The following is a 21422-nucleotide window of genomic DNA, read 5'->3' on the forward strand; positions in this document are numbered from 1 at the left end:
GAAGTTTTTTATAATGGGAGTTGCAGATATAAATGCTATTTTATTTGATATAATAGTAATGGAAAAACCGTTTTCTAATTATAAGTAATATGAAAAAGGTTAAATCAAATTCAGTTATGTAGGAAAAGTGTCATTGCAAGTAGTGTATATCTTATATAAGTCATAGAGTCTAGAGGTAGAAATTCTATCCGAATCAAATGTGATTACCCTTAGAAGACATCGGCTAGAGTAGCGATTTAGATGTCGCACTTAAGGTAATCGCATTTGTGAGGATTAGAAGTTCTTCTTGAAGATCTCGTCGGACTGCACCACCACACCTTCCTACATAACACTAAAATTGGAGAGATAATCATGAACAACTACAAAGGAATACTCTATGCAATTATGTCCTCAGCAGCATTTGGTCTTAGCCCTATTTTCGGAAAACTATCCTATGCTAGTGGGTCTAATCCAACATCTATATTGTTATTTAGGTTTTTAATTGCAGGGGTGGTTTTATTAGCATATTTAATTTATAAGAAAATTGACATCAGGATTACTAAACAGCAGTTTATAGTTCTGCTTTTAATTGGGGGTGTAGGGTATACAGTTACTACTGAGACTTTATTTATGTCCTATGTTACATTAGGTGCAGGACTTGGGACTACACTTCACTTTATATATCCTGCTTTGGTTTGCTTAATTAGCATTTTTGTATTTAAGGAGAGGGTAAGTAGGGTTAAGTTAATTTCATTACTTCTTGCAGGAATAGGGCTTTATTCACTAATTGCCTTTGAAAATCAAAAGTTAGATATTATAGGTGTAATCTTAGCATTAACTTCAGGGGTAACTTATTCTGTGAGTATTATTGCTTTAGGATTTAAAACAATAACTTCCATAGACAATAGAATAGCAACTATGTATGTTAGTTTTGGTGCTTTCATAGGTATGCTTTTGTATGGAGTTTTTAGTGACACTATAGTATTAAAGTTTAATGCGGGGATAGTTTTTTCATATATAGGAATAGCACTTGTTTCAACAATACTTGCAATTATATTCTTTTTAAAGGCAATTGAAACCATAGGACCGACTTCAACCTCAATACTTGCAACACTAGAGCCTATCATAAGTATAATACTTGGAATAATTATATTTGGAGAGAATCTAAGCTTTTCATTAGTAATTGGATCTGCTTTTATAGTTATATCTACCATCATACTTGCAAAGGAAAAATAGAATTTATGATTTTTAGGATAATGTTTCACGTGAAACATTATCCTTATTTTTTATATAACTAAGAAAATACTTATATTTAATAGGATATATGTTAACAATATGTTAAATCCTACTAAAAAAGCATAAATGTAAAAAAATGTTTATTTAATCAATGACTACAGTACGATATATTAATAGTATTGTCAGAAAGTGGTGTCAATTTATAATGGAATTTAACATTTTTTAAATAATAAATAACGGTTTTGAAAAGTCAATAAATAAGAGATTTATTTATTGATTATTATGAAGGGAGAAAGTTTTAGATGAAGGGGAATAAGGGTATAGGTGTAAGGTTATATGCACTAATAGGGTTTGTTATTGTATTTATAATTACTATTAGTAGTTTTACATGGTATAAATTTAAAAACTTTGATGAGAAGAGCAAGATAAGGCTAGAGTCAACTATTAAGTATATTAATCTAGTAGACCATTCTAGACAAGCTCAAGTACATTTTAAGATACAGGTACAGGAATGGAAAAATATATTATTACGTGGTAATGATCCAAAGTCATTTGATAAGTACTATTCACAATTTACTGAGGAATATGAGAATGTTCAGTCTCGTATATCCAATATAAAGATTAACATGTCTAAGAGCGGAATGGATACTTCATTAGTAGATACATTGTTAAGTGACCATAAATACTTATATGATAAGTACACTAAGGCAATACAAGGCTACGATAAGAAAAACCCTCAAAGTTATAAAATAGTAGATACTATGGTAAAGGGTATGGATAGAAGTCCAACACAGAACATGGATAAGCTAGTAAGTTATATAGATGATAAGGCAAAGTCAGAAACTGAAAAGATGGTAAAAGAAGCAAATGAAGATACAAGTGAATTTAATAAGAGTTTAGTGGTTATGACTACTGGTGGTATCATACTGATTATATTCTTTGCTATACTTATAACTTTAACATATAGAGGAATAACTAAGTTTATAGATCAATTTAATCTATTAATGGAAAAGGCTGAGGATGGAGACCTTACTATTAAGGGAGAAATATATAAGAAGGATGAACTTGGTCAAATAACTGAAAGATTTAATAGGTTTATTGATAGGGTTAGAGACTTGATTTCAGAGGCTAAGAAAACAAGTGAAGTTGTAGCTGCATCATCAAGTGAGATTATGGAAGCAACTGATAGGGTAAGTGCTGCATCTGAAGAAGTTGCAACAACAATTAGTAATATAGCTAATGGAGCATCAAGACAGGTAGAACTTGCAGAGGAAAGTAGTAGTTCTGTTAAAGGTGTTGTAGAAGGATTAAATCATATAAGTGAAAATACTATATATATAGATGAACTTGCAAGTAGTGCTATGGAAATAGTTAATAATGGGACCATAAGTATAAAGGATCAAAGTGAAAAAATGTCTACTACAAAGAATGCATCTGAGGATGTTACTAATGTAATTTCTGAGCTTTCTAAGAAGTCTAAGGAAATAGGAACAGTAGTAGAGTTTATTAATGGAATAACAGAACAAATAAATCTATTATCACTAAATGCTTCAATAGAAGCCGCAAGAGCTGGTGAGGCTGGTCGTGGGTTTACTGTTGTTGCTAATGAGGTTAAAAAACTTGCAGAGCTTTCAAAGGAATCAACATTAAAAATAAGCAACCTTATAGAAGAGGTGCAAATTGATATTGAAAAGGCAGTAAATGGTGTAAGTGACACAAAAACTTCAATAGATGAACAAGAAGCTTCACTAAAGATAATCGATGACTCATTTAATCTAATCCGTGAATCTGTTTTTGATGTTGCAAGTAAAATAAAAGAAGTGGCAAATGAAACTAAGATAATAAATGAAAATGCAATATCAGCAGAAAAATTTCTAGAAAATATAGTAGGTATAATAGAACAAAGCGCATTAGGTACAGAGGAAGTAGCATCTACTACTGAAGAACAAACAGCTTCAATTCAAGAGGTGGCATCTTCAATGAGTAACCTTGTAGAGTTATCAAATAACTTAGAAGTATCGATTTCTAAATTTAAAGTATAGTATAAATACATGTTTCATGTGAAATAAGAAAAAACCTTTTGTTTGTTCAAAAGGTTTTTCTTTTTGTAAATATTATTTTATATGTAGGGGTTATACTTTATTAAAAAGGAGTAAAACTCCAATTATGATAAAGGCTATAGCTGAAGCAGTTTGAACTAGGCTTGCAGGAACATATTTGTTAAGGACTCCTCCTAGGAGAACCCCCATAACAGAAGCGCATATAAGTGCAACAGAGGAACCTATAAAAACTGCCATTTTAGATCCTGATTGAGCAGATAACATCATTGTAGTAAGTTGAGTTTTATCACCTAATTCTGCTACAAAGACCAACAGAAAGGTGGATAACATAATTTTTAACATAAATCCCTCCTAAAGTATTTAATATAGATAAGTCTTACGGTAAAATGTATATTAGAGAAATCTATAAAATATACTTAAAATTTGCAAAGGTGGGGATTTTAATGGGGAAGGTTATATGTATCTTTAATCAAAAAGGGGGAGTTGGTAAAACAACAACAACAATTAATTTAAGTGCCTATCTTGCAAGTATGGGAAAGAGGATACTCGTTGCAGATATAGATCCTCAAGGTAACACTACAAGTGGTTTATCTATAGATAAGGACCAACTTGAATACTCAATGTATCATGTTATAATGGGTATATCTCCAAAACTTGCCATAAAGGGTACTGCTATCGAAAATCTTGATGTGATTCCTGGAACTGTAGAACTTGCTGGTGCAGAAATAGAATTAACAGCTAAAATTAGCAGAGAAACAAAGGTAAAGGATGCCTTAGATCAGGTAAAGGAAGAGTATGATTACATATTTATAGATTGTCCACCTTCCCTTGGGCTGTTAACAATAAACTCATTAACAGCATCTGATAGTGTTATGATACCTATTCAGTGTGAGTTTTATGCTTTAGAGGGAGTTGGACAGTTAATGAATACTATTAAGCTTGTTAAGAAAAGCTTAAATCAAAATCTTCAGATTCAAGGTGTTGTTATGAGTATGTTTGACGGAAGGACTAACCTTTCTATAGAAGTTGTAGAGGAAGTTAAAAAATACTTTAAGGGGAAGGTATACACAACAATTATTCCGAGAAATGTTAGATTAGCTGAGGCTCCGAGTCACGGAGTACCTATTATGTTATATGACAAGGTATCTAGAGGGGCTAGGGCATATGAAGAACTTGCAGCTGAATTTTTAGAGTGTGATGAGGAGGATAACTAATGGCTAAAAAGGGTGCATTAGGTAAGGGGTTATCTGCGCTTATACCTGAGGACAACGGAGTTATAGAAAAGGCTAGGGAAGCAAGTATTGAGGTTAACATAGATGATGTTTTTCCAAATAAGCTTCAGCCGAGACATGACTTCGATGAGGAAAAAATAGAATCTTTAGCACAATCTATTAAAGAGCATGGGATAATTCAACCTATAATTGTTAAAAAAGAAGGAGACTTTTATAAGATAATTGCTGGTGAAAGAAGATGGAGAGCATCTAAGAAGATAGGAATGAAGAAAATTCCTATAATAGAAAGAGACTTTTCAGAAAGGGAAATAGCAGAGATTTCCTTGATAGAGAATATACAAAGGGAAGATTTAAATCCTATTGAAGAAGCATTAGCATATAAAAGACTTTCTAAAGAATTTAACTTAACTCAGGAAGAGATATCAACTAGAGTTGGAAAGTCTAGGGCAGCTATTACAAATACCATGAGATTATTAACACTACATGATGATATTATAAATCTAATAGAAAAGAGATCACTTACAGAGGGACATGGAAAAATAATAGCTGGAATAGAAGATAAGGATATTCAGTTAAAAATAGCAGATAAAGTTATAAAAGAGGAATTAAATGTCCGTCAAACGGAAACATTAATAAGAGAAATAAATTTAGATAAATCTACTAAGAAAGTAGAGAAGGCTAAAGATATTCATGTAAAGCATGTGGAAGAAAGACTAAAAGAAATACTAGGAACTAAAGTTAGCATTAATCAAGGAAAGAAAAAGGGTAAGTTAGAAATAGAATTTTATTCTGATGCTGACCTTAATAGGATACTGGACTTGATTTCTAAGTAATTAATATACATATGATAATGTTTCACGTGAAACAAATACATAATTAGACACTAAACCTAATTTTTTAGGGATATGATAAAACTTAATATAGGAGTGAGAGACGAATATGGAGATGATTCTAGAGACTATTAGCGAGTACAATACACTTATAATTATTGCTATATTAGCACTTATACTTGTGCTTATAGTTATACAAATAGTCAACAAGGTCCATTTAAACAAGTTAGACAAAAAGTACAGGAAACTTTTTAGAAATTCTAAATCTGAAACTATTGAAGATATGATTATCGATTATGGTAGCAGAGTAGAAAAGATTCTAGAGTACACAAGAAATGTACATAAGGCTTATAAGGGAATTGATGAAAGAATAAGTGGATGTACACAAAAAGTAGGTATGATAAGATATAAGGCCTTTGATGATATAGGAAGCGATTTAAGCTATTCAATAGCATTACTTGATGAATCTGATTCAGGGGTTGTAATTACAGGTATTTACGGAAGAAATGATTCAACTACATTTGCTAAGCCAATAGATAATGGTATCTCTAAATATGACCTTTCAGATGAGGAAAAAGAGGCTATAGATAGGGCACAAAAGGCATATAAAGATAATAATAAGTATAGAATGGATACTCTAGAGGAAATTAGTGACCTAAAGGAATATAGACCTTTAAATAATGAATCTGATGAGGATGAAGATGATTATGAAGGTGACTATAGTGATGATGAAAATTATCAAGATGAATATAGCGACGAAGATTATGATGATTACGATGAAACCGCATATGATGAAGATGATGAAGAATATATAAATAAAAAAAATTAAAATAAAATAGGGACTGTTTCTCAACTATTACTTAGTTTTGGAACAGTCCCTATTACTTTATATAATATTAATGGCTTTGATGCAACTAACTATAAAATATAACAAATACTAAATTAATGCTTGACAAATATAAAAATATCAAATACTATTTAATTGAGAATGATTTTCATATTTATTTAGAAGGTGGGGATATTACATGAAAATAGTTTATTGGTCAGGAACAGGAAATACAGAAAAAATGGCAGAGTTAATTTCTGAGGGTATAAAGTCAACAGGAAAAAATGCTGAGGCTATTTTTGTTTCAGATGTTAATATAGATTTAATTTTACAAGAGGAAGTACTAGTACTTGGATGCCCATCAATGGGGTGTGAGGAACTAGAGGGAGCACAGTTTGAACCATTTATCCAAGAGATATCTACAAAGATATCAGGAAAAAAGCTTGCACTATTTGGCTCATATGGATGGGGAAGTGGAGAGTGGATGGATGATTTTAAACAAAGAATGATAGGATATGGCTGTGTTATAAGTGAAGAACCTCTAATAATTCAAAATGAACCAGATGATAATGAAGATGATTGTATAGACTTTGGGAAGAGGATAGCTCTTTTATAATAAAGAGTTAACTTTTAAGTATGAAAACTATAGATTTTTATAATAAACTAAATTCAATGCATGAAAAGGATTATATAGAGAACTTTTTGACTTATAGTACATCTCTGGTAATTGCAGGTATAAAACCTGCTGTGACAATCGCTTTAAGTGAACAAAATAAAAAATTATTTAAGTCATGGAAACATTTTGGAAGAGATTTCGTAGACAAATTGTCTCTAAATTATATAGAGCTTAGAAATACTAGTAAATCAACAATTTTAATGATTTATGATAAAGATGTATTACAGAAAAGACTTACAAAGGAATCAGTTCAACAATTTTTAATTGAACTTGGTTATCCTAAAACTTTAGATATCCATAGCTATATTAATAAATTAAAGCTTAGATATGAAAAATACCATTGTCCTCATGAACTTGGCCTATTCCTTGGAATACCAATTGAGGATGTAAAGGACTTTATGAATTGTACTCCTAAGGAATGCTTATTATGCGGATATTGGAAGGTCTATAACAATCTTCATGAAGCTAAAAATACCTTTGATAAATATGACATGATAAAGGAGTACACAATACAAAGTATACTTCAAGGCAAATTATCACATGATGTTGCCTTTAAGATAAAAAATTATTCATTTTCCCTTTCGAATGTAAATTAATCAATCAATACTAAATATTTATTACAGCAAGAAGCCTCTATAAGGTTTAATACTTATAGAGGCCTTTTTTTATTTGGTTTTCAGTACATCTATGAGAATTAGGGATATTTTATACATTGTTGATCCCTTATCCATGCTTTTCTTTCTTATATACTTATAAGCATCTTCTTCACCTAAATTATACTTTTCCATTAACATCTTTTTAGCTTTATCTACTGTTTTCTTTTCTTTAGCTTTCTTTTCTTCCTTAAGGGCTCTATGAAATTCATCTATAGAGTGCTTTAATAAGTAATCAATTTCACTATAGTCTACAGGCTTTCTAAGATAAGTCTTTACCTTTTTACGAGAAATATTTATTTTGTATTGGGATGGCTCTCCTTTAAAACTTACTATACAAGGACAAATCCCTTCCCCCTCTAGTATATCTGCTATTTCAAAGCCTGATACTCCCTTAAGAGTTGCTTCTGCTATTACTATATCAGGGCTAAGGCTTCTTATCTTTCTAAGAAGTGCTGCCCCTGAAGTGTCAGTATCTAGGACTCTATGTCCTGTTTGAGATATTCTGAATTTTAATGTTTCTAGAAAACTTTCATCATTGTCCCCTATGATTATCTTATAACTTGGCATAGTTTATACCTAAAACTTTGTTAAGTATTGATCTATTTCCCAGGATGTTATTCTGCTTCTATAATCCTCAAATTCTATCTTCTTAGCCTCTGTAAAGGTTTTGAAAATGTGCTCCTTTAATGCGTCTTTAATTACATCGTCTTTTATAAGACATGTTATGGCGCTTTCAAGTGATGATGGAAGTCTATCTATGTCCTCAGTAACTTCTTCTATAGGGCTACCTGGGTCTATCTTATTCTTTATTCCCTCTAATCCTGCCTTAAGTATCACTGCAAAAGCAAGATATGGATTACATGAAGGGTCAGGATTTCTAATTTCTATTCTTACATCTTTACTATTAACTAGTGCAGGAACCCTTATAAGAGGTCCTCTGTTTTTAAATGACCATGCTATGTCCCTTGGGGCTTCATATCCTGACAAAAGCCTTTTATAGCTGTTTACTGTTGGGTTTGTTAGTGCACATATAGCCTTTGCATGTTTTAATACTCCACCAATAAAGTACATAGCTTCCTTAGAAAGTCCTCCCTTAAGGTCTCCTTTAAAGGCATCCTTGCCATCACAGTGCATAGAAACATTCATATGCATTCCACTTCCAGCTTCTTTAAACATAGGTTTTGGCATAAATGTAGCATGAAGTCCATGGTTCTTAGCTACCTTTCTTACTATGGTTTTAAAGGTAACTATTTTATCAGCTGCATGTAGAGCTATGTCACTTTTAAGATCTATTTCATGTTGGCCAGGAGCTACCTCATGATGTGACGTATCAACTTCGAATCCCATTTTTCTAAGTGTTACAACCATATCTCGTCTAGCATTTTCACCAAGGTCAACAGGAGCTAGATCAAAATATCCTGCATCATCATGTGTATTAAGAGTTGCTTTTCCATTAGAATCTGTATGGAATAAGAAGAATTCACACTCTGGTCCAAAGTTAAAGCTATAACCAAGAGCTGATGCCTCATCTATAACCCTTTGAAGAATGAATCTTGGGTCACCATTAAAAGGAGTGTTTAAATCACTGTATATATTACAGATTACCCTAGCTTCACGTCCAAAGCTTCCTCTCCAAGGATAAATTAAAAAGGTATCAAGGTCAGGTTTTAGGTACATATCATATTCCTCAACTCTAACAAAACCATCAATAGAAGAGCCATCAAATGTAAGCTCACCCTTAAGGGCTCTTTCTATTTCATCTCCTGTTATGGCGATATTTTTCATAACCCCTAATATATCTGTAAACTGAAGGTATAGAAACTCTATCTCTTCCTCTTCAATTATTTCTAAAATATCCTGTACAGTATATTTCACAGCTTTTCCTCCTTAAGGAATTATTTATACTACATCTTAATTAAATTCTTTATATTCCCCTCAAAAAAGGACTTTATTAATGTAGTTATAAGATTATAATTTATTAAATTCTTAGCTAAAATTGATCCGTCAATTAATACATAAAAATTATTATTCTTAGTTAGCAGTGGAACTATAGGAGTTACAAATGCAAATACAACAGATAGTATCAAAATCCATTTAATGAATCCTAGAACTCCACCTAGAACACTGTCTATTGGTCCTAAAACTGATTTTTTAATTCCATTTTTAATACCTTGCTTTAGCATGCCTATTATTATAGTTATACAAATAAATAGAACTATAAATATAGCAGCATTAATAAAGTTACTAGTTAAAAATTCATTTGGACTCATTCCTGCTATCTTAAGCTTGTTAATAATATTAACTGTAAATGGGTCTAGAGAATTTATTCTTTGTGATACAAGAGAATTTATTGCCACTTCAATATCCGTATACTTTATAAGTAGTTTAGATAGTGTACCTGAAAACGAAAAACATAGTATGAAGGTAACTACTAGACCAACTATATTAAGTATAGAAATTACTAATCCCTTCCTTGCACCGGATATAACACCAAGCACTAAAATGACTAAAATAATAATGTCTAAATAATTCATACCTACCACCTTTTTAAATAAAATTTTTTGTTTATAAAAATAATTATAATGATATAATTACAAATAAGCAAAGCATTAAACATATAATGGATATCTACTTAACTTTAGGTAAAAGGGAGGGTGGAAAAATGTTAGATCCACTTTTAATTTCTAAAATAAAAAAGACAGCAATATTTTTAATTGCGTATACCGTATTATTTGTAGGGTTTTTCTCTACTATTTCCTATACATTGCCATTTGTACTAGCTTTTATTATTGCCTATCTTACTAGACCACTTACAGAATTCTTAAAAAGAAAATTAAAAATATCAAGCGGGCTTTCTTCACTAATAACTACTACGATATCCTTCGCGATAATAACTTTAATAATTACATTGCTAATTATGAAGGTAGCTACTGAATCAAAGGAGCTGCTAGCTTCACTTCCTAGCATAAACATAAATGACATTACTAATTATTTTATGTCCAGTATTGATTATCTTAGACATTTTTATGAGACATTAGACCCTAGTATAATTAAACAAGCAGAAGCACAGGTAGCATCAATTGCTTCAAGTTTAGTTGATATTATAGGTGTTTTACTAGACAAGCTAGTTAGACTTGCTATGTCACTGCCATTAATTTTTATGGTAATACTAGTAACTCTACTTGCTACATTTTTTATCTCCAAGGACCTTCCTGACATACAAAAAAGGCTTATAAGAGCATTATCTCCAAGTGGTCAGGACAGAGTTAAATACTTTTGGTCTGAAACTAATAAAATGTTATTTCAGTACATTAAGTCCTATGGGATTATAATATTTATAACCTTTATATTAACCTTAGTAGGATTTAGAATACTTGATTTGAAATATGCATTTATGTTAAGTTTATTATCAGCATTTTTTGATATTCTACCTATACTTGGAATAGCATCAATATATATACCACTTGCTATTTATTACTGGATAATTGGGGATCATATGATTTCTATAGTTATACTTATTTTATACGGAGTTGTTACAATAGTTAGACATATAGTAGAACCAAAACTTGTATCATCATCTCTTAATTTACATCCTGTAGCTGTTCTTGCAGCAATATTTATAGGACTTAAGGCATATGGATTCCTTGGAATGGTTTATTTAATATTCCTTATGCTTTTCTACAACATACTAAAAAAAGTAAATGTATTATAAATAACGGAATACAATCCTTTCTTTATGGCAATAATCCTATTAAAACCATAAAGGGAGGATTTTTTTAATGAATAAAGCACAAAAATATAATTTTTCTATAGATACTAAAGCTGAAAATGCTATTATGACGATTTGTAAATCTCTTAAGGAGATTATTAATGATATATATACATCACACCAAAATATAGTAGTTCTTTGTATAGGAACAGACAGGTCTACAGGGGATAGCCTAGGCCCACTTGTTGGAACTAGACTTTCTGAGGCCCTTAAAGGATCTAATATAACTGTACTTGGAACATTACATGAGCCTGTTCATGCAAAGAATATAGGGGATAATATAGAGTATATAAACTCTTCTATATCTAATCCATTTGTAATTGCAATTGATGCATCGCTTGGTCGTGTAGATAAGGTAGGATATGTAAGTATATTTGATGGTCCGATAAGACCAGGCGCAGGGGTTAATAAGAGCCTTCCACATATAGGTGATATAGGAATAACAGGGGTTATTAATGTATCAGGCTTTATGGAATATATGGTACTTCAAAATACTAGACTTTCACTTGTAATGGATCTTGCTGAAAAGATTGCATCTAGTATATATTTTACACTTAAGGATTATTCATTTAGTAAATTTTCTGCAAGGGCGTAGACTGATGAGAGCTTATGCCTTGCAATAGGTGTAGCCTTAGTTAAATCAACGAGACTTTCAAACAGAGCTTCTAATCTGCAAAGATACCAATAGACTAACTGCGACATCTAAATCGTTTCACTTGCCGATGTCTTGTAAGTCTATTGATATTTTTACAGATAAGAATCTCTAGTTTTTAGCTCTATTGATTTAACTAAGGCTACACCTATTTGCTATGATACTAAACTTATCTATCAAGCATTTTAAAAAATGTTTATTATAAAAAATTTATAATAAGTTGGTATGGAAATAGATAGATAACCTATGATATTTACTTCTAATAAAATATAAGCAACTTTGTAATACTATAATAAGGCATTTAAGGGATGCTCTTAGAAAGAATTAAAGAATTCTGTTTGCAAAGGAGTGCCATATGAAAAAGAGTAAGATAAATGTTGGAACTATACAAGGAAATGACTTACTTCTAAACAGAGAAGGTAAGCTTAGTAAGGCTGATAGAGTAGTTACAAGAGGTTGTGGAGTTCATGTTCCGAAGAATTTAAAAGAAAAACATAAACAAAAACTAAAAAGAGAGTTAACAGAGTATTATTAGAGGGTATATGCCCTCTTTTTTTAGTATGATATCCATTTATTAAGAATACTAAACTCATTACAAAATATTTTACACACTTTTTACTAGTAACCTAGAACAAACTTTACAGTGTACATATATGATATAGTTATAAGAATTTCAGAGAGTTTTATTAATTAGATGGTAGTCATAGGAGAGATATATTCTTTTATTCACTAATCTAAAAAGTTGGAGTTTTAATGAATATTTTACATATATTTTTTAATATATTTACTAGGATATTAAGGTAAAAATAATATAGGTGATTAGGGGATAGAGGTGTGGACTATGAGAATTAATAAAAATCAGATGTTTAAAATATTATCGGCTGCTACCTTGGAAGAGGTGGAGAGAATATCATCTATTATTAGTAGAAAGTATTTAGTAAAGGTTATAAAGCCAGCGCATAAAACACTTGTAATGGCAAGGATAAGAAAGTCATATGAGCCATCTTTATTTTATCTTGGAGAGGTTCTTGGATGTGAGTGTATTGTTGAGGTAAATGGAGCAAGAGGGATAGCTTTGATTGAAGGTGATGATTTTGATAAGACAACCTTTATAGCTATAATAGATGCAGCTTTGAACTTAGGAGTTAGAGAATCCCAAGAGATACACGAAAGAATGAATAAACTTTATGAAAAACAAATAAAGAGCGAACTAAGGAATACTCATAAATTTGGGTTTATAGATAGATTATGATTTTAGATTTTATTAAATATAAGAAGGTGATTTTTCTATGTATAAAGCGGATTTACACGTTCATTCATCTGTTTCAGATTGTAACTACACTGTAGATGAGATTATAGATAAAGCAAAGGATAAAGGCTTAACACATATGGCATTTACGGAACATGATACTACTAGAGGATCTGATTATGCTGTTAAGCGAGGTAAACTTAAGGGTATAAACATCATTCCAGGTATAGAAATATCAGCGTATGACAGATGCATAGGAAAAAAGGTTCATATATTAGGTTACAATTATAAAGGTAGTGATAATATAAGGAAGCTATGCAATGCAATAATAAAAAGGAGAAATAATAATTGCATAAAACAAATAAAGATACTTCAAGTACTAGGGTATGATATAAAGGTTGATGAAGTAATGGAGATATCAGGGGAGTGTATGTATAAGCAGCATATACTAGATTATCTTCATAAAACAGGACAGACAGATTCTTTATTTGGGGATATATACAAAAAAGTTTTTTCAAACAGAGGTGCCTGTGATTTTGATATTGAATATGTAAATCCAGTAGATGCAGTTAAGGCGATAAGAAGTGATGGAGGATATGCAGTGTTAGCACATCCAGGCAGACAAGGGAACTTAAGCATGGTTTTTAGTCTTATAGAGGCAGGGTTGAATGGAATAGAGTTAAATCATCATGGAAACTCTCCTAATTGCAGAAAAGAAATAGAAATAATATGTAAGACAAATAAGTTATTTATGACAGGTGGAAGTGATTATCATGGGGAATATTCTTTAGATGCTTTAGATATAGGAATTAATCTAGCCCATGAAAGTAGTGAAGTTGTATTCAATTAACTTAATGTTGATTTAATTTAATAGAATTAATTTAAAATGCTAGTGATTCCAAAAGTATCACCAGCATTTTTTTATGTTTCACGTGAAACATTACTGTAAATATTCATTAATTTAAGTGATCTGTAACATAAAGTATTTGTTTGTTTTTATTACCTACGATGTCTTTCCAGGTAATTGCTATTTTAAAGTCTTTAAGATAGTTTTTTAATTCATTTTCGCTAATGTTATTTAGATGTATTTTTAATGATTCTTGTGATTTTTTGCTATTTGGATTTCCGCTACTTTTAGCATCTAAAACCTTTATTCTTGGATTATCCATTAGATAACTTTCAAGGTAACTTCTATCTATATTTAGCTCTTTAATCAATAATATTGGAGTGTCTATCTTCAAAAGTATTTCAACATCTTTAAAGTTTTCGATATTTTTATCCCTAGGAGTCTCTTGTTTTTTTGCTAATTTATCATATGACTGTTTGTCTAGCGTAGATATGCTAGATATAAATGTTATTTTAGGCTGTGTATATGCTATGAGGTAAATCATCATAAATAATATTATTGTACCTACTAAAACAAATACTAGGTTTCTAATACTTAACATAATAAACACCGCCTTTATGAAGTGTATTAATTAGAAATCATATAAATATTAATAAGATAAGTTTACATAATTTCCTCTTGTTAATTATTATATTTATGTATACTTTAGATTGTGAATATTTTAAAGTATAATTTAACTAAATTATAAGGATCGGTGAATATGTTAGGAGGTGGCTAATATGGATTTAAACGAAAGTCAACAAAGGGTAGTAAGCGAAATAGATAGAAATATTCTTCTCCTTGCATCTGCGGGAACAGGAAAAACAGATACAATGTCTAGGAGAATCGCAAATATTATTAAAAGTGGCAGGGCAAATAGTGATGAAATTCTTTGTATAACTTTTACTAATAAAGCTGCAAAGGAAATGGAAAATAGGATAAAGGCTATTATTCAAGAAGAGGGGAATAAAATAACTATTAGAACATTTCATAGTTTTTGCTTTGACATTATAAAAAGGGAAGCTAAGAGAAGTACTGATATTTTTACTGATTTTGTTGTTTTTGATGAAGATGATTGTAGAGATATTATTAAGGGTTTTAGGCCACATGGATTTTCAGAGGATAGTATTCAAAGATTTATAAATATTGTAAAGGAAGAGTCAGTTAAAAAAGGTATAAGCTATAATGCTTCAATTGAAAATATATTTAATAGTAGAGATGATGATATAAATTATATCTGTACTGAGAATAAGAAAGTTAACTTTGATTTGAAAAGATACCTTGAGGCTAATGGAGAAAATCTAATTCATATATATAATAGAGAACTTTCGAATAACCATGGATTAGATTTTAATGACTTAATAATTAAGGCTAAGGAAATACTAAGTAATGAAAATGTAGTTAATTACTTAAGGCAGAAATATAAATATATAAATGTTGATGAGGTCCAAGACACCAGTACACTAGAATACTCAATTATAGAAAGTATTTTCTATGATAACAATATACTTATATGCGGTGATATTTTTCAAACTATATATGGGTGGAGAGGTTCTGAACCTAGAAAGATTATTAGTAATTTTACAGAAAAGTATTCACCTATAGAAGTTGTATTTAATAAAAACTATAGAGCTACTAAGAATCTTACAGAGGCATCACTTGGTTATCTTTTAAATGCATTTAATAGTGAGGCTATGAGTGTATATAGTGATGGATTAGAATCTGAGGCTAAAGATCTTGGAGATAAAATAGTATTTAAGGAAAATGATAGCTTGTATGAAGAGGCAAGTTTTATATATAGTCAAATAAAAAGCCTTCAAATCAAGGGTGAGGATATTTCAAAGGTTTGTGTACTTACAAGGGACAATGGATATAACGTAAATTTAAGTAAGGAATTAAGTTATATTCAAAAAGGTGGACAAGGCTTCGAGTTTGTTCTTGTTGATCAATTTAAGTTTTTTAGAAGAATGGAAGTTAAGGATATAATAGCATTCTTAAAGTTAATAGGTAACAAAAACGACTCATTAAGTCTAAAAAGAATACTAAAAAGACTTCCTACAGGAATAGGAGACAAGACTCTTGAGGAAATAGAAAGTAGTTCATATAGACTAGCGGGAATATCACTTTCTGATTTTATTGATGATAAAACATATAAAGGAGAGTATTTTTCACTGCTTATTGAGGAGTTTAAAAAGGATAATGTAATTATATTTGATGTAGAAAGCACTGGAGTAGATGTTACTGAGGATGAAATTATTCAAATAGCAGCTATAAAGATAAATTCTAAGGGAGAAAAAGTAGAAAGCTTTGAAAAGTTTATATCTCCTAAAAGATTAGTAAAGGATTCACAGTTTGTACATGGATTTAGTGATGATTTTCTAAAGAAGAATGGTGAAGATAAGAAAAAAGTTTTAAATGAGTTTTTAGAGTTTTCTAAGGATGCTGTTATTGTAGGGCATAATGTTCAATTTGATATAAATATATTAACCTCTGAAGTATCAAGGGAGAAACTTGGAGAAATTAAATTTAAAGGATTCTATGATACCTTAGATATATATAGAAGGTTTCATAGTAATGTGGAGAATCATAAGCTTGAAACACTAAGTAATGTTTTTAAAACAAAAAATAAGCCGAGTCATAATGCAATGGATGATATATTAGCAACAGGTGAACTTTTAGCTCGTGCTATTAGTGAGGACATTGTTCCTACTTCCTTTGAGAGAATATCTTATATAGCAAAACATATAAAGTCATTCTCAGATATATCAAATAAATTAAATAATTTATTTAAATTTGCAAATGAAAATAGGCCCTGTGATATTATAACCTTTATAGTTGAAAACTTTAATATTAAGTCCCTTTATAAAGGCGAAGATGGATATAATAAAATGGAGAGAATTAGGGATTTTTATGTACTATTAAAGGATTTAGATGATTCACTTAAAAGTAACAGAGACTCTTTATTAGAAGTTATCAAAATAACATCATTATCTAATGGAGAGCTTGAAAATATAATAATAAAAAGAAGTGGAAAAATAAGAATACCTATAATTACAGTACATCAATCTAAGGGATTAGAATATGAAAACGTTTTCATAGCTGGACTTCAAGATGGAAAGTTTCCCTCATATAGAGCTATAAAAAGTAATGATATAGATGAAGAAAAACGAACATTCTATGTTGCTATAACAAGGGCAAAGAAAAGACTATATCTAAGCTGTAATACTAATGATGGTTATTATAAAAGGTCCTTAAGAAGTAGATTTATAGACTTGATACCACAAAAATATGTTAAATATGATAATTAAAACTAAAGTATAAAATTCGATATAAATAATCATAATATGACTATACAATTTGTTCAGAAGAATTAGTTGTACTATGATTTAGTAAATTTCGACATTAGAGAAGAAAATACCATCATATTTTCTTGGTAGAAGACAGATATTAACATCATAAAAATAATTTAATTTTTGGAGGTATCACTATGAATTCAAATAAAACAAATTCATCTAACCAAGGATTATCAAATGGAGCATCACTAAGTTCTCCACAAATGACAAGTGGAGCACAAAGTGCTATATCTGAAGGATCAAAGTATTCACAATCACCTTCAGCTTTATCAAATAGTGCTGGTATTTCTTCATTATCACAAGGAGCACAAAGTGGGTATCTACAAGGAGCACTAACTTCACAAGGTGGATCTTCACTTTCATCACAATCTCTTGGTGGAGTACAAATGACAAGCGGAGAGCAATCAGCTAAAAGATCAGCTCAAAACCTTGTTCAAAGCGGTAACGCTGGATTAAATAGTTCATATATGCAAGATACAATTAATTCTGGTAGACAAAGCGTAATGAATTCAGCTGGAGTAAATGCATCACTTACAAGTAGTGCAACAGGACTATCAAGTGGAGCATCTAGCTCATTAACAAGTGGTATATCAGGTTCATCAAGCTCACTATCAAGTTCAATACCAAGTGGAGTTCCAAGTTCTCCATATGCAGCACTAGCAAGCTTTAATTCACTTTCATCACAATCAGGTGGAAGTCAAGGTGCTTCATTCTCAAATGGTATAATTGATTCAGGAGCATATGGTAGTTCTCAAGGTTCATCACTATCAAGTGGAGGAGTAAATTCTTCACTAACAAGTAGCGCAGGACTATCAAGTGGATCAACTTCATCACTATCAAATGGCGGAGCTTACTCAGCATTAAATGCAGGAGCTCTAGGGGCACAATACGCAAATGGAGTCCTAGATTCAGGTATAACATCAAGTAGTGAAAGCAGAGAATCAATGTCAAATGGAATAATTGACTCAGCTGTTAATTCAGTTAGTGGGCAAGGTTCTTCATTATCAAGTGGAGGAGTAAGTTCTTCACTAACAAGTAGTGTACCAAGCTCTTCATTTTCAAGTGGAGTAAATGCATCACTTACAAGTAGTTTATCAAGCTCTCCATATTCAAATGGAGTAATTGACGCTGGTGTAACATCTGAAAGTGAAAAGGCGAGACTAGAAAGTAATGGGATAGTTGACTCAGGAGCTCTAGGTAACCAATCAAGCCCAAGTTCATTATCTTAATAAGTATACAGCATTCAAGTAATTTATTATTAGCATAGAGAGGTTGCCTCACTTAGAATTTCTAGGTGGGGCAACTTACTTATTTTAAATTAGTTGAAAAAGTTATTTTAAAATAAAGTGCCTATGATAATTTAACTTATCATAGGCACTTATCTATTGATTTTTTATCCACTGAGAGTAGGGTACTCTAAAGTTAGTATTAATGTTCTCTAGAGAGTACTTGTAGAAGCTAGTTAGGAATTTTTCCTTATTAGGATTATCTAGTAGTGATATTCCACCTATTTTATATTGATAATCTAGTATTTCTTTAAGTGGTAAGTTATTTTTGTTTTTCATCATTTGGTACATAGACATAAATAATGTTGTTCTATATTCACCATTATCACAATGGAAGTGAAGGTGGGTATTTGGTACTTGGTATTTTACAAAGGATACAAACTGATCGATTGTTTTAATGCTCGGAATATTTTCATTGCTAGATGCAAATCTTACATATATAAGATTGTTATTTCTAACTACTGTTGATTCAGATAAAACTGACTCAATAAATACACTAGATGAATAACCTGCATTTCTTGAATGTAATGTTAGTTTATCTCCCTTTGGAATCGAAGCTAGTCTTAGTGTTTCATTAGCTAGTATTTTACTAGTGCTAAGGTCTTTAGTTAAATCCTTATTAGGTTCATAGAAGCTAACAGGAGAATTATTTATGAATCCATGTAGTTCATCTCTTAAATCAACTATAAATATTTGAGAGTTTTTTATATTAGCTTTCATATTTTTAATTTGATTAGGATTAATTTGAGAACTTCCAGAAATCTTTAATGAATTTATAATTCTATATTTATAAGGTAATTCATTTTTAGATTCATTATCAAGAATTAGATTGTTTTCATATTTTTGATCATTGCTTGCATCTACTATATTTGGTAATGCTACAGTAGAGAAAATAGTCATAATAACCATTAAGGCTAGTATTTTAGTATATTTCTTAAATAAGTTCATAACATAATACTCCTTATATTATATATATAATAAAGTTAATTTATAAAGGTATATATCTATTAGTATTTTTCTAAGGTTAAGAACTTATTCATTTTATTTATAAAAGTTAATCCATCTTTCTCATTAAAGAATTAACTGGTATATATGTATTTTTTTACATTTTGCATTATATGAAGTTTGAAAATTCACCTAATGTTTTCAAACTATTAATATATAAAGAACGATTTTTTATATATTTACATAATATAAATGTATACCAGTTTTTGAGGAAGGGGTGATCCTATGGATATTGAACTTGGAACATTACACTGGATCTATTTAATTTTCATTTTACTGATTATTGTAGTTATGGTTATGAAACGTGATACAAGCTTGGTTTGTATAGTAGGTATATTTCTTCTTGGGCTATTTGCTACAGACTCCGTATATCAAGGGGTAATGGGCATTTTTAACAGCTTTATCTATGCAACCAAGGAACTTATGGGTGTTATTTTGATTATATCTGTAATAACGGCTATGAGTAAAATTTTACTAGAAACAGGAATTAATGAAGTTATGATAAGTCCCTTCACAAAGATGATTAAAACACCTTCACAGGCCTATTGGATTATAGGTATCTTGATGATGGTAATATCATGGTTTTTCTGGCCATCACCAGCTGTTGCACTTTTAGGAGTAGTTTTACTTCCTGTAGCAATCAATGTAAAGTTACCTGCAATAGGTGTAGCAGTTGCGATGAACCTTTTTGGTCATGGTATTGCACTATCTAGTGACTTTATAATCCAAGGTGCACCTAAGATAACAGCAGACGCTGCGAGTATACCTGTTAGTGATGTAGTGTCCGCTACAGTACCATTAATTATTGTAATGGGATTAGTAACCACTGTTTCAGCATTTTGGATGCTTAGAAGAGATATGAAAAAGGGAATCCTAACTGTAGATGACACTATACTAAAGGATTTAATTAAGGATGAAGATTCAAAGAAAAAAACATTATCACTTAAGACGAGAAAATGGCTAGCATTACTAATGCTAGTACTCTTCCTAGGAGATATTGCTATAATGTATTTTGCAAAGCTTCAAGGAGGAGATGCTACAGCCCTTATAGGAGGGACTGCAGTTTTTATGTTAGTTTTAATCTCTATAATTTCACAAAAAGACAAGGGAATGGAGAAAATAACAGATTGCTTAATAGAAGGATTACAATTTGCTTTTAAGATATTTGGTCCTATAATTCCAATAGCAGCATTTTTCTATCTTGGAGACTCAGCGATAACTACTATATTTGGTGAAGTTCTTCCGAAAGCCTCCCATGGTATAGTTAATGACTTAGGAGTTGCACTAGCTCATATTGTTCCACTTAGTAAACCAGCAGCAGCAGTAACACTTACTACTGTAGGTACTATAACAGGTTTAGATGGCTCTGGTTTCTCAGGAATTAACCTAGCAGGTTCTATAGCAAGTCTATTTGGATCAGCAATAAAATCTGGAGTTGCAACACTTACAGCTCTTGGTCAAATAGCTGGAATTTGGGTTGGCGGAGGAACAATAGTACCTTGGGCTGTTATTCCAGCAGCTGCTATATGTGGTGTTGACCCATTTGAACTCGCAAGGCGAAATTTTAAGCCTGTTATAATTGGGTTAGTTGTAACAACAATAGTAGCAATGTTTATTATGTAAATCTATTAAAAGGTAGTCTCTAGGGCTACCTTTACCTACAACTATTTAAAATAATAAATATATAATCTCTATATATGTGTTGATATATATAGAAAAAAGTGTTG

Annotated in this window: 21 protein-coding genes; 15 read left to right on the top strand and 6 right to left on the bottom strand. The window is 30.8% G+C overall.

The window, feature by feature from the left end:
• Nucleotides 1-351: 351 nt before the first annotated feature.
• Together CLCY_RS07010 and CLCY_RS13485 are read left to right on the top strand one after the other, a co-directional pair.
• Nucleotides 352-1215 (top strand): DMT family transporter, encoded by an 864-nt coding sequence (locus CLCY_RS07010; protein ID WP_048570416.1) that lies wholly within the window; start codon nucleotides 352-354, stop codon nucleotides 1213-1215.
• Nucleotides 1216-1517: 302 nt separating this feature from the next.
• Entirely contained in the window at nucleotides 1518-3257 is a 1740-nt protein-coding gene (locus tag CLCY_RS13485) for a methyl-accepting chemotaxis protein (protein WP_082141742.1), read from the top strand.
• 90 nt (nucleotides 3258-3347) lie between these two features.
• Here CLCY_RS13485 and CLCY_RS07020 read toward each other — a convergent pair whose 3' ends face one another.
• Nucleotides 3348-3617: a TMEM165/GDT1 family protein gene (locus CLCY_RS07020; protein WP_048570417.1), complete on the bottom strand. Its 270-nt coding sequence runs from the start codon at nucleotides 3615-3617 to the stop codon at nucleotides 3348-3350.
• A 101-nt stretch (nucleotides 3618-3718) separates the two neighbouring features.
• On the opposite strand from CLCY_RS07020, the gene CLCY_RS07025 reads away from it, so the two are divergent.
• From CLCY_RS07025 to CLCY_RS07045, 5 genes are all read left to right on the top strand, one after another.
• A complete protein-coding gene (locus CLCY_RS07025) occupies nucleotides 3719-4489 on the top strand; it encodes a ParA family protein (protein WP_048570418.1) in 771 nt (256 codons plus the stop codon).
• The gene (locus tag CLCY_RS07030) at nucleotides 4489-5340 is read left to right on the top strand and encodes a ParB/RepB/Spo0J family partition protein (RefSeq protein ID WP_048570419.1); all 852 of its coding nucleotides are present in this window, start codon (nucleotides 4489-4491) and stop codon (nucleotides 5338-5340) included. The genes CLCY_RS07025 and CLCY_RS07030 overlap by 1 nt, the downstream gene beginning before the upstream one ends.
• A 106-nt stretch (nucleotides 5341-5446) precedes the next feature.
• Nucleotides 5447-6166: a DUF4446 family protein gene (locus CLCY_RS07035; protein ID WP_082141743.1), complete on the top strand. Its 720-nt coding sequence runs from the start codon at nucleotides 5447-5449 to the stop codon at nucleotides 6164-6166.
• A gap of 196 nt (nucleotides 6167-6362) precedes the next feature.
• On the top strand, nucleotides 6363-6779 hold the full coding sequence (locus CLCY_RS07040; RefSeq protein ID WP_048570420.1) for a flavodoxin: 417 nt from the start codon (nucleotides 6363-6365) through the stop codon (nucleotides 6777-6779).
• A 20-nt stretch (nucleotides 6780-6799) separates the two neighbouring features.
• A complete protein-coding gene (locus tag CLCY_RS07045; protein ID WP_048570421.1) occupies nucleotides 6800-7435 on the top strand; it encodes a DUF3793 family protein in 636 nt (211 codons plus the stop codon).
• A gap of 69 nt (nucleotides 7436-7504) precedes the next feature.
• On the opposite strand, the gene CLCY_RS07050 is transcribed toward CLCY_RS07045, so the two are convergent.
• The 3 genes from CLCY_RS07050 to CLCY_RS07060 are packed head-to-tail and all read right to left on the bottom strand — an operon-like array spanning nucleotide 7505 to nucleotide 10029.
• A complete protein-coding gene (locus tag CLCY_RS07050; protein ID WP_048570422.1) occupies nucleotides 7505-8062 on the bottom strand; it encodes an ANTAR domain-containing response regulator in 558 nt (185 codons plus the stop codon).
• Nucleotides 8063-8071: 9 nt separating this feature from the next.
• Nucleotides 8072-9370 (bottom strand): type I glutamate--ammonia ligase, encoded by a 1299-nt coding sequence (gene glnA, locus CLCY_RS07055; protein WP_048570423.1) that lies wholly within the window; start codon nucleotides 9368-9370, stop codon nucleotides 8072-8074.
• A gap of 29 nt (nucleotides 9371-9399) precedes the next feature.
• Nucleotides 9400-10029 carry a CvpA family protein gene (locus CLCY_RS07060; protein WP_048570424.1) on the bottom strand — a complete coding sequence of 210 codons (630 nt, stop codon included), beginning with the start codon at nucleotides 10027-10029 and terminating at the stop codon, nucleotides 9400-9402.
• A 128-nt stretch (nucleotides 10030-10157) separates the two neighbouring features.
• Between CLCY_RS07060 and ytvI the strand changes: the two genes are divergently transcribed.
• The 5 genes from ytvI to CLCY_RS07085 all read left to right on the top strand — a co-directional run bounded on the left by ytvI (nucleotide 10158) and on the right by CLCY_RS07085 (nucleotide 14015).
• A complete protein-coding gene (ytvI, locus tag CLCY_RS07065; protein ID WP_048570425.1) occupies nucleotides 10158-11207 on the top strand; it encodes a sporulation integral membrane protein YtvI in 1050 nt (349 codons plus the stop codon).
• A 67-nt stretch (nucleotides 11208-11274) separates the two neighbouring features.
• Nucleotides 11275-11859 (top strand): spore protease YyaC, encoded by a 585-nt coding sequence (gene yyaC / locus CLCY_RS07070; protein WP_048570426.1) that lies wholly within the window; start codon nucleotides 11275-11277, stop codon nucleotides 11857-11859.
• 412 nt (nucleotides 11860-12271) lie between these two features.
• On the top strand, nucleotides 12272-12451 hold the full coding sequence (locus tag CLCY_RS07075; RefSeq protein ID WP_048570427.1) for a hypothetical protein: 180 nt from the start codon (nucleotides 12272-12274) through the stop codon (nucleotides 12449-12451).
• Between the two features lie 306 nt (nucleotides 12452-12757).
• On the top strand, nucleotides 12758-13168 hold the full coding sequence (locus CLCY_RS07080) for a phosphonate C-P lyase system protein PhnG (RefSeq protein ID WP_048570428.1): 411 nt from the start codon (nucleotides 12758-12760) through the stop codon (nucleotides 13166-13168).
• Nucleotides 13169-13205: 37 nt separating this feature from the next.
• Nucleotides 13206-14015, top strand: a complete 810-nt coding sequence (locus CLCY_RS07085; RefSeq protein ID WP_048570429.1) for a PHP domain-containing protein — start codon at nucleotides 13206-13208, stop codon at nucleotides 14013-14015.
• A 106-nt stretch (nucleotides 14016-14121) separates the two neighbouring features.
• Here CLCY_RS07085 and CLCY_RS07090 read toward each other — a convergent pair whose 3' ends face one another.
• Nucleotides 14122-14613 carry a hypothetical protein gene (locus tag CLCY_RS07090; protein WP_048570430.1) on the bottom strand — a complete coding sequence of 164 codons (492 nt, stop codon included), beginning with the start codon at nucleotides 14611-14613 and terminating at the stop codon, nucleotides 14122-14124.
• Between the two features lie 178 nt (nucleotides 14614-14791).
• On the opposite strand from CLCY_RS07090, the gene CLCY_RS07095 reads away from it, so the two are divergent.
• The gene (locus CLCY_RS07095) at nucleotides 14792-17359 is read left to right on the top strand and encodes a 3'-5' exonuclease (RefSeq protein ID WP_048570431.1); all 2568 of its coding nucleotides are present in this window, start codon (nucleotides 14792-14794) and stop codon (nucleotides 17357-17359) included.
• Between the two features lie 179 nt (nucleotides 17360-17538).
• On the top strand, nucleotides 17539-18633 hold the full coding sequence (locus CLCY_RS07100; protein ID WP_048570432.1) for a hypothetical protein: 1095 nt from the start codon (nucleotides 17539-17541) through the stop codon (nucleotides 18631-18633).
• 153 nt (nucleotides 18634-18786) lie between these two features.
• Here CLCY_RS07100 and CLCY_RS07105 read toward each other — a convergent pair whose 3' ends face one another.
• Nucleotides 18787-19638: a protein-tyrosine phosphatase family protein gene (locus CLCY_RS07105; protein ID WP_048570433.1), complete on the bottom strand. Its 852-nt coding sequence runs from the start codon at nucleotides 19636-19638 to the stop codon at nucleotides 18787-18789.
• A gap of 282 nt (nucleotides 19639-19920) precedes the next feature.
• On the opposite strand from CLCY_RS07105, the gene CLCY_RS07110 reads away from it, so the two are divergent.
• Complete coding sequence (locus CLCY_RS07110; RefSeq protein WP_048570434.1) at nucleotides 19921-21318, top strand: membrane protein; 1398 nt, start codon at nucleotides 19921-19923, stop codon at nucleotides 21316-21318.
• The last annotated feature ends 104 nt before the right edge of the window (nucleotides 21319-21422 follow it).

This window comes from Clostridium cylindrosporum DSM 605 (assembly GCF_001047375.1).
Classification (GTDB): Bacteria; Bacillota; Clostridia; order Clostridiales; family Caloramatoraceae; genus Clostridium_AB; species Clostridium_AB cylindrosporum.